We start from the raw sequence: 7,128 nt of genomic DNA, 5'->3' as shown, positions 1-7,128 counted from the left end.
TTCCAAATCTCTGCCCCCGTCAGTTTAATCGTCTGGGTGCTGACAGCACCAAAGAGGGACTTAAACTGAGCAACTTCGGCGCTGGCGATCCCCTTCTTGAACTTGACAATGAGTTTATTGGAAACATGGGGGGCAAGGGTGCTAGTTGCTGCCGGTCTTAGCTCTGAGGTGACGGGGGCGGTAGTGGGTACAGAGGCAGGACCCGACGCTGGACTGGTGGTGACGGCGGCAGCGGTGGGTACAGAGGCAGGACTCGACGCTGGACTGGTGGGATAACCAGAAGAGTTCATACTGAGGGAAGCGGGAAAGACCACTTGACCCGTAGCAGTAGGGGAGACTGGAACCGTGGGGGCCTCCGAGGAGACTGTAGATGGGGAGGGGTTAGAGTTCAGGACTCCCAAGGGAGTAGTTTCCCTCGATACACTTAAATCGTCGGAACCTGTTAAATCAAAGGTGATTGGAGAGGCTCCGTCAAAACTCAAAGAATCTTCTAGAGATGACATATCTGTACTCGATAAATCGGAACTTACTTGTGTTGTCTTCATGGTTAGGCACACCCCATTGTCCGAAAATGGCTCTTCTGGTTTCTGTGTGGAAACGGGGTCTATACTGATAGTTTCTTCAGCAAAATAGTCCTAAAAGTCTTTCCCAGTAAACATTTTACTATTCTATAAGCAAAAATTATCACACAAAGTCGAGAAGAGCCTGGCTACCAATAAATTTCTTCCTTTCCAATCCGTTCTGTCGATTACCAATAACAGATGTCCTAGATGCCTAAGTTTTTTCAGTTTTCTTCTTTGATGTCGATTTTTATTTTTTCGGCTAAACTCTTGCTTAATAATGTGTTTAATTAGCGGAAACCATAACAATTTCACACTTAATTGCGGTAACTTAAGAAACCTCTGTAAATTTCTTCTTCTGCTTTCAAAGGTAATTGGTTGAGGAAATAGGGCAGCTAATCTCTCTAATTGTACCGTTCTGTGACCTTGTAAGAGCAGTATGAGGATTTGCAGGGTAAGATATTGTGCTTCGCTCAGATTAGCTTGTAAACAAGCCGGTTCTTCTGGTTTCTGTGTGGAAACGAGGTCTATACTGATAGTTTCTTCCGCCAAATAGCGATTAAAGTTTTGCCGGATAAGCATTTCACCTTACATAAGCAAAAATTATCACACAAAGTCGAGAAGAGCCACAAGCCTGATAGAATGATGGTAACATTTTAATTTTTTGAGTGGTTGCCATAACCACTCTATTTCTTTGGGGGACATTTGGCTAGAGTCTTTATCCTGCCTACCTTTAAACCTCTTTGTCACCCCTTGAGGGCTTTTAGACTTTTTTTCCCTCAAAAAGTGCTGACCATTGGAGTGATCGGGGGGAAAATTCCTGGACTTTTTCCCTGAAAATTAGGTAACTGACTACCTCAAAATCGGTAAAACCCTACACCCCACACCCCACACCCCACACCCTGCCCCCACGAAAAACTTTTTGCCGCAAACCCTAATTAGTACATAAGCTAAAAGCAAGCTGTGACTGGGTTATAATTTTTGGAGATGTCTATTACGGGGGCGAGATGGAGTCTCAAGGGTGCTGAGGCGGTTTTACGTCTTCGCTCCCTTCAGGTTAGCGGTGATTGGCCTGATTATTGGCACTTTCATTGACAGCAAGAGCATCAACGGCATCATCGGGCTTTGTATCAAGATGGTGTTCCTTTGCTCACAACTGTGATTCAAGCTTGTTGTTCTACTACTTCAAGACACACAGCGATGCTTGTTTGACTTGCCATACGTCCTTCTAAAAGAGCCGCACCCATCTAATTTCTGATTGGCCGATTCAAAAAGGAGAAAAACCAGAGTGGAGTGCGATCCTTTGACCTCAAAATCCTATTTATCCCCTAAATCTCCGTCTTTTCCTGATTATTTTCACCTGATGCTCTTAACTGGCCGCATCTTATTGCAGCACAGTACCACCACCGAACGAGTGCATCAAACCATTCAACAATTAGCGGAAAAATTCGGGGTAGAAGTCCGGGTATATTGTGAATATGAAGCCATTAAACTAACCGTAAAGAGTGAAAATGAATATTCCTCACACTTTAGTCGCCCCATCACCAGCATTGCCGTTAATATGGCTTTAATTACTCAGGTTTTTTTATCGATCGAAAAGTTTCAGCAAAATCGTTTAACCTTGACTGAGTTAATCCAGAAATTAGAAAAGATCGATAAATATCCCCCTATTTATTACCCTCGCTGGTTCATTATTCTGATGTTAGGCCTTACAGGGGCAAGTTTAGCCCGTATTTTTCAGGGAGACTGGGCTTCCTTTGTGATTACGGGAATTGCTACGGCAGTGGGCGTTATCTTACGACAAGAACTGGGGAAAAGGCATTTTAATCCTTTTTTACTTAATTTTCTAGCTGCTTTTTTGGGGGGATGTATCGGGGGAGTGGCAGGCCCACTGGGATGGAGTTCTACTCCTAATATCTGTTTTCTCATCCCGTCGATGATGTTAGTACCGGGGGTTCATCTGATTAATGGAGTCTTAGATTTAGTCGAGAATCATATTCCCATGGGCATGGCACGTCTAGAGTATAGTTTAGTAATTCTTAGTTCAATCGCCTTTGGTTTACTTCTCTCGACAACGGTTACAAACGCCTTACTACCTGTCAGTAATCCTGTTTCTCCCTTACCTCTATTTGAAGATGTTATTTTTGCGGGATTAGCGGCTATGGGATTCGCCATTTTCTTTAATGTGCCGCCGAAAATGTTATGGGCTTGCATTGTCTGTGGCATGGTGGGACATGGGGTAAGATGGTTGTGTATTGACCATGGACCCGGTATTATTTGGGGTAATTTAATTGCTTCTGCTGTTGTTGGGACAATGGCGCTTTATTTTTCTAATCGTTTTCATGCGCCACCGGCTGTAATCGCTTTTGGGGCGGTAGTGGGAATAGTACCAGGAATCTTTGCTTTTCAAGCAGCAAGCGGCTTAATTCAGATTATGACCATACCAGAGAATGCCAGTTCTTTATTACTTGCCACCACCCTAGGCATGATGACAAAAGCTTTTTTAATGACTTTAGCTATTCCCATTGGGTTAGCTATACCTATCCTTTTACGCTTTCAACGCCAACCCAATTTTTAGGAGCAATTCAGTTCTTCAGTTCGCTAGAGCCAAAGAAAGCTTCTGATTATCCAGCAGCCAACGCATTTGATAGGCACGGCGAGCGGCATCCGCCACTTGATTGAGGAAGAAACTCAAACCAACGCCGCTAGAGATAGCACCTAACCAAGGAATTGCCCCACCTACTGAACTGGGAGCTAAATAGATAGTAGCTTGCTGGAAAATCGTTTCAGCTGCCAGCGAGATTGCACCTTTGTCGCCGATTTCAGTGAGAAAATTGTCAAAAGCTTGGCGAGAAAATTGCGTGTGACTGTCTCTCAAATTATCCACCGCTTGCCATTTAGCCTCTGGAGTTTGGGCGGTAGCTGCTGCTAAGATAATCCAAGCAAAATTCCGCTCCTGTTCCGTTGTGGTCGAGTAACCATAACACAAGCCAATTCTCTGAATAGTTTGCAGAGATTGAACTATTGACAGTGGGATTTCGCCAATTACTCCGATAACTCCCATCAAACCGGCAATTGTCCCTTCCACCTCAGCAGTTGTCAGGGTTTTTTGCTGCACCTTCTTCGCTAAATGATCGCAATCTGCTAAGGAGACTTGTTGCCAATCGTGATCTTTCTCAACTCTGTAGTTTAGACTAAAAAATTTGCCTAAAAATAATCCAGCCTTATGAAAATAGCTGAAATCAAAAATCTTGAAGCAAAAAGTAGAGTTAGGATGCTTTTGTTGCCGATTTTTTAGGGGTTGAATGTCGTTTTTTCACAGTAGGATAGGTCTTTCTTTTACTGCGAGTCTTCCCTTTTTCCCAGCCGGGAGACTTTCCTCTAGTTTTAGGTGGTTGAGCGGGCGAACCAATCTCTATCAAAAGGGAAAACAGAGACTGTGCTACCCTTTCAGGAGTTAATAGGGTTTGCGGTTTTTGCCAAGGAAGACGATAATCTGCTACCAAATCTTTGGCTAACCATAATTGCCAAGTCATCAACGGCATTAAATCACTCCATCTCTCACATTGAACAGGTGTACTTAAAGAAGGTAAAGTCCAATGTAATCTTTGCTTGGCAAAGCGATACCAATGGTCAACTCCAAAACGACGTGCATATTGTGACCAAACTTTTTCTAAGGATAAAAATGCCTCTCCTACCCAAATTAACCATAAGGGGCGATGTGCCTCTCCCGTTTTTTTAGGATTCAACCTTTCCACTTTAATTAGACTTAATTTCTGCTGAGAAGCTGTTTTAAAATGTAACTGTTGCCATTGACTCACTCGGATTAATCCGAGTTTCGGGTCATTGATTTCCACTGTTGCGTCGGTTGGCCACCATGTGGATTCGTCATTGATTTTAAATTGTCTGCCATGTTTTTTCGGTCTTCCCTTACCCCCATAAGCTTCTGGTTCGCCATATAGACAACAATTAGAGCGGATTCTCATCAGTTTACTTGCTTGGATATCTGCTGTTTGATTTACCCATGAACTATTGCCGTATTCACAATCTAATACTACCAAAACTTTTTGTTGAATTGTTTTGCAGACTTCTTGGAGTTGCCATTTGGCTTTAGATATCGGTGTTTCAAAGGATGTGATTCTTTCATGTCTTAAGGGTAATGCCCAACTTCTTTCCCCTTCGGGTAGCCAGACAATGGTGCTATAGCCTTGTCCTAATACTGTTCCATTTTTTGATGCCGCGCTATGTTGATAGCCTCTATCTTTCATCGTTTTAGCATCCTTCAATTCCCATGCTGTATGATCTATTGCTAACAAAACATACTCCAGTTCTGGTATTTCCTGAACATACCTTTTCATTAACTGGTTTCGGTTGGGACGACAATCTTCAAGAGCTTCGTATGTACTATGCCATTTCCTTCTGAAGAAAGGGGACAGTGACAAGTCTCCCAAGCAATAGGCATTTCTGGTGGTCATGATGCTATCCATTAAGTCAAAGGTGGCATCTTTGGCATTACCTAACAGTTGGTAGGTATCTTGGCGAAATCTGGTATATCTGTTATATTTGGTCATAGAGAGAGGATAAATTCTTTAACATCTTTTATTTTCTCTCTATTTTGCTTGATTCTTCCTCTTTTTTCTTTTTAGGTTTCTCATTTAGTCTAAACTACAGTCAACTCCGGCTAGGTGTTTCAATTGATCCCACTCTTCTTGCCATTTTTCCGCTAGGCGATCGCACAAAGTTAATGTCTCATCGATCCATTTTTCTGGAATGAGCCAATCGGCGATCTTCCCGATTGTACCGAACAATCTAGCAATTATAGTCATTTCAAATAATTGTGAGACAAGTGAAAAATAAGGTAAAATAAGGAGAAACGAGCAACCCATACAGAAAAATGTCCTATAGTCTAGACTTGAGAAAAAAGGTAATCGATTATGTAGAGAATGGAGGAAGCATAACTAAAGCTGCCGCTCTATTTAAGATAGGGAGAGCAACAATATATAGATGGCTGAGTAGGGAAGAAGGGTCAGCAACAAAGGTAAAACACCGTCAGAGAAAGCTGGACTGGAAAGCACTAGAAAGAGATGTCCAAGAAAATCCCGAAGCAAGATTAAGAGATAGAGCCGAGAAGTTTGGAGTGAGACCAAGTGCCATTTGCTATGCCTTAAAAAAATGGAAATCACCAGAAAAAAGAAAGAACTTCGTTATAGAGAAAGAAACCGAGAAGAAAGAATAAAATATTATAAAACCCTGAGAGAATTGATTAAAATATATGGTGGTAAAAGCCTTGTATTTATTGATGAGGCTGGGTTTGAAGAATTTCAAGACTGTCTTTATGCCTGGTCAAAAAAAGGGAAGAAAGTCTTTGGAGATAGACAAGGAAAACGAGGAAAAAGAGAGAACCTTGTCGCTGGGAGAAGAAAGGGGAAAAAAGACTTGATTGCACCAATGATATTTACGAGAAGCCTAACTGCGGAAGGCTTTGAAGGCTGGTTATCTTTATATTTATTGCCCTCTTTAACCATGACATCAATATTAATTATGGATAAGGCACCAATTCATCGGAAGACAGTGATTAGACAACTGGTAGAGGAAGCAGGTCATCAGGTAGTGTTTTTGCCAACATACTCTCCTGACTTAAATGATATCGAGCATGATTTTAGTGCATTAAAGAGAGCGAGAATGTATGCTCCTGTGGGTACATCCCTTGATGAAATTATTCGTACTTATTGTGTCGCCTAGCGTCTCGTTCTTATTTGAAATAACTATAAAGTTGTTAAAAAATTAGGAATTTCTAACCACCAACGCTTAATTTTATGGGCTTGAGCAAGTTCGTAGAGGTTTAAACCATTCGACTGATACCCCGGCAATTTAATCGCTAGGGGCTGAGTTGGTTGGTAAGCTAAAGCTTGCTCGAGGGTTGTTGCTAATTGTTGCTGTAACTGAGCTTGTGAGAAAGCAGCTCTTTGATATTGAATAATCAAAGCCTGATTGACGGGAAATACCTGAGCCTCAATTACCGGTTCTATTGCCTCCAATAGGCCCTGCACTTTCAGTCCATAATGCTCATCTTGGCCCAGTGGAGGAACACGCAAGCGAATGCGCCCTGGAACCGCATGAATCACTTGATATTCTACTTCTAACATCTGACTCAACTTCCCCTTACTATTGACTTTTTAAACTTGTGCCATTGCTAGTTTAATGGCTCTTCGGTTTGTGTTATGCAATGGACGGGGATTATAAGGGATGTAACCCTTATTTAGTAGGAATAGAGGTCAAAACAACTAATGAAAGCTATACCTCTAAATGTAGTTTCTTGGACTTAGAGTCTATTCAAAAGCAAAAAAGCTATTTAGGCAAGAGAATTAAAAGAGGACTATTCAGAAGCTCGTCGGGTTATTTCTAGGGAGCAGATATTAATGGTTCCTTAAATATTGGAAGAAAGGTAGTCGGAGAGGCCGCCTTTAGCGGGAATCCGATAGAGAGGTTCGTAGTTAACCCAGTACGGGTCAAAGCGTACAAAGCTAATTCTAGATGCAATATTTGCGTACAGAATTAGTAACTATAG

General features: G+C 42.0%; 5 protein-coding genes and 5 pseudogenes. 4 read left to right on the top strand and 6 right to left on the bottom strand.

The annotated features are described in order from the left end of the window. A pseudogene (locus PX481_RS01070) lies at positions 1 to 545 on the bottom strand (S8 family serine peptidase); the annotation flags it as partial. Between the two features lie 296 nt (positions 546 to 841). Further along, positions 842 to 1,091 (bottom strand): annotated as a pseudogene (locus tag PX481_RS01065) (hypothetical protein); the annotation flags it as partial. A 456-nt stretch (positions 1,092 to 1,547) separates the two neighbouring features. Here PX481_RS01065 and PX481_RS01060 point away from each other — a divergent pair. Both PX481_RS01060 and PX481_RS01055 read left to right on the top strand, forming a co-directional pair. Further along, positions 1,548 to 1,772, top strand: a pseudogene (locus PX481_RS01060) (ISKra4 family transposase); the annotation flags it as partial. A 46-nt stretch (positions 1,773 to 1,818) separates the two neighbouring features. Continuing rightward, a complete protein-coding gene (locus PX481_RS01055; protein WP_288025627.1) occupies positions 1,819 to 3,138 on the top strand; it encodes a threonine/serine exporter family protein in 1,320 nt (439 codons plus the stop codon). Between the two features lie 15 nt (positions 3,139 to 3,153). On the opposite strand, the gene PX481_RS01050 is transcribed toward PX481_RS01055, so the two are convergent. From PX481_RS01050 to PX481_RS01040, 3 genes are all read right to left on the bottom strand, one after another. Continuing rightward, positions 3,154 to 3,810 carry an EcsC family protein gene (locus PX481_RS01050; protein WP_223212945.1) on the bottom strand — a complete coding sequence of 219 codons (657 nt, stop codon included), beginning with the start codon at positions 3,808 to 3,810 and terminating at the stop codon, positions 3,154 to 3,156. Between the two features lie 19 nt (positions 3,811 to 3,829). Next, positions 3,830 to 5,131 carry an NF041680 family putative transposase gene (locus PX481_RS01045; RefSeq protein WP_002756753.1) on the bottom strand — a complete coding sequence of 434 codons (1,302 nt, stop codon included), beginning with the start codon at positions 5,129 to 5,131 and terminating at the stop codon, positions 3,830 to 3,832. An 84-nt stretch (positions 5,132 to 5,215) separates the two neighbouring features. Then, positions 5,216 to 5,386 carry a hypothetical protein gene (locus PX481_RS01040; RefSeq protein WP_288024261.1) on the bottom strand — a complete coding sequence of 57 codons (171 nt, stop codon included), beginning with the start codon at positions 5,384 to 5,386 and terminating at the stop codon, positions 5,216 to 5,218. A gap of 68 nt (positions 5,387 to 5,454) precedes the next feature. Between PX481_RS01040 and PX481_RS01035 the strand changes: the two are divergent. Further along, positions 5,455 to 6,302: pseudogene (locus PX481_RS01035) on the top strand (IS630 family transposase). Between the two features lie 23 nt (positions 6,303 to 6,325). Here PX481_RS01035 and PX481_RS01030 read toward each other — a convergent pair. Then, entirely contained in the window at positions 6,326 to 6,706 is a 381-nt protein-coding gene (locus PX481_RS01030) for an HMA2 domain-containing protein (protein ID WP_288093203.1), read from the bottom strand. A gap of 113 nt (positions 6,707 to 6,819) precedes the next feature. Here PX481_RS01030 and PX481_RS01025 point away from each other — a divergent pair. Continuing rightward, positions 6,820 to 7,119: pseudogene (locus tag PX481_RS01025) on the top strand (RNA-guided endonuclease InsQ/TnpB family protein); the annotation flags it as partial. Positions 7,120 to 7,128: the final 9 nt, after the last annotated feature.

Source organism: Microcystis sp. M53603_WE2, assembly GCF_030065435.1.
This window is presented reverse-complemented; position numbering and strand designations above follow the sequence as displayed.

What these genes read in the sequence shown, in the direction of transcription:
- PX481_RS01045 (WP_002756753.1), bottom strand. Translation starts at nt 5,131, where the DNA reads ATGACCAAATATAACAGATATACCAGATTTCGCCAAGATACCTACCAA.
- PX481_RS01040 (WP_288024261.1), bottom strand. Translation starts at nt 5,386, where the DNA reads ATGACTATAATTGCTAGATTGTTCGGTACAATCGGGAAGATCGCCGAT.
- PX481_RS01030 (WP_288093203.1), bottom strand. Translation starts at nt 6,706, where the DNA reads ATGTTAGAAGTAGAATATCAAGTGATTCATGCGGTTCCAGGGCGCATT.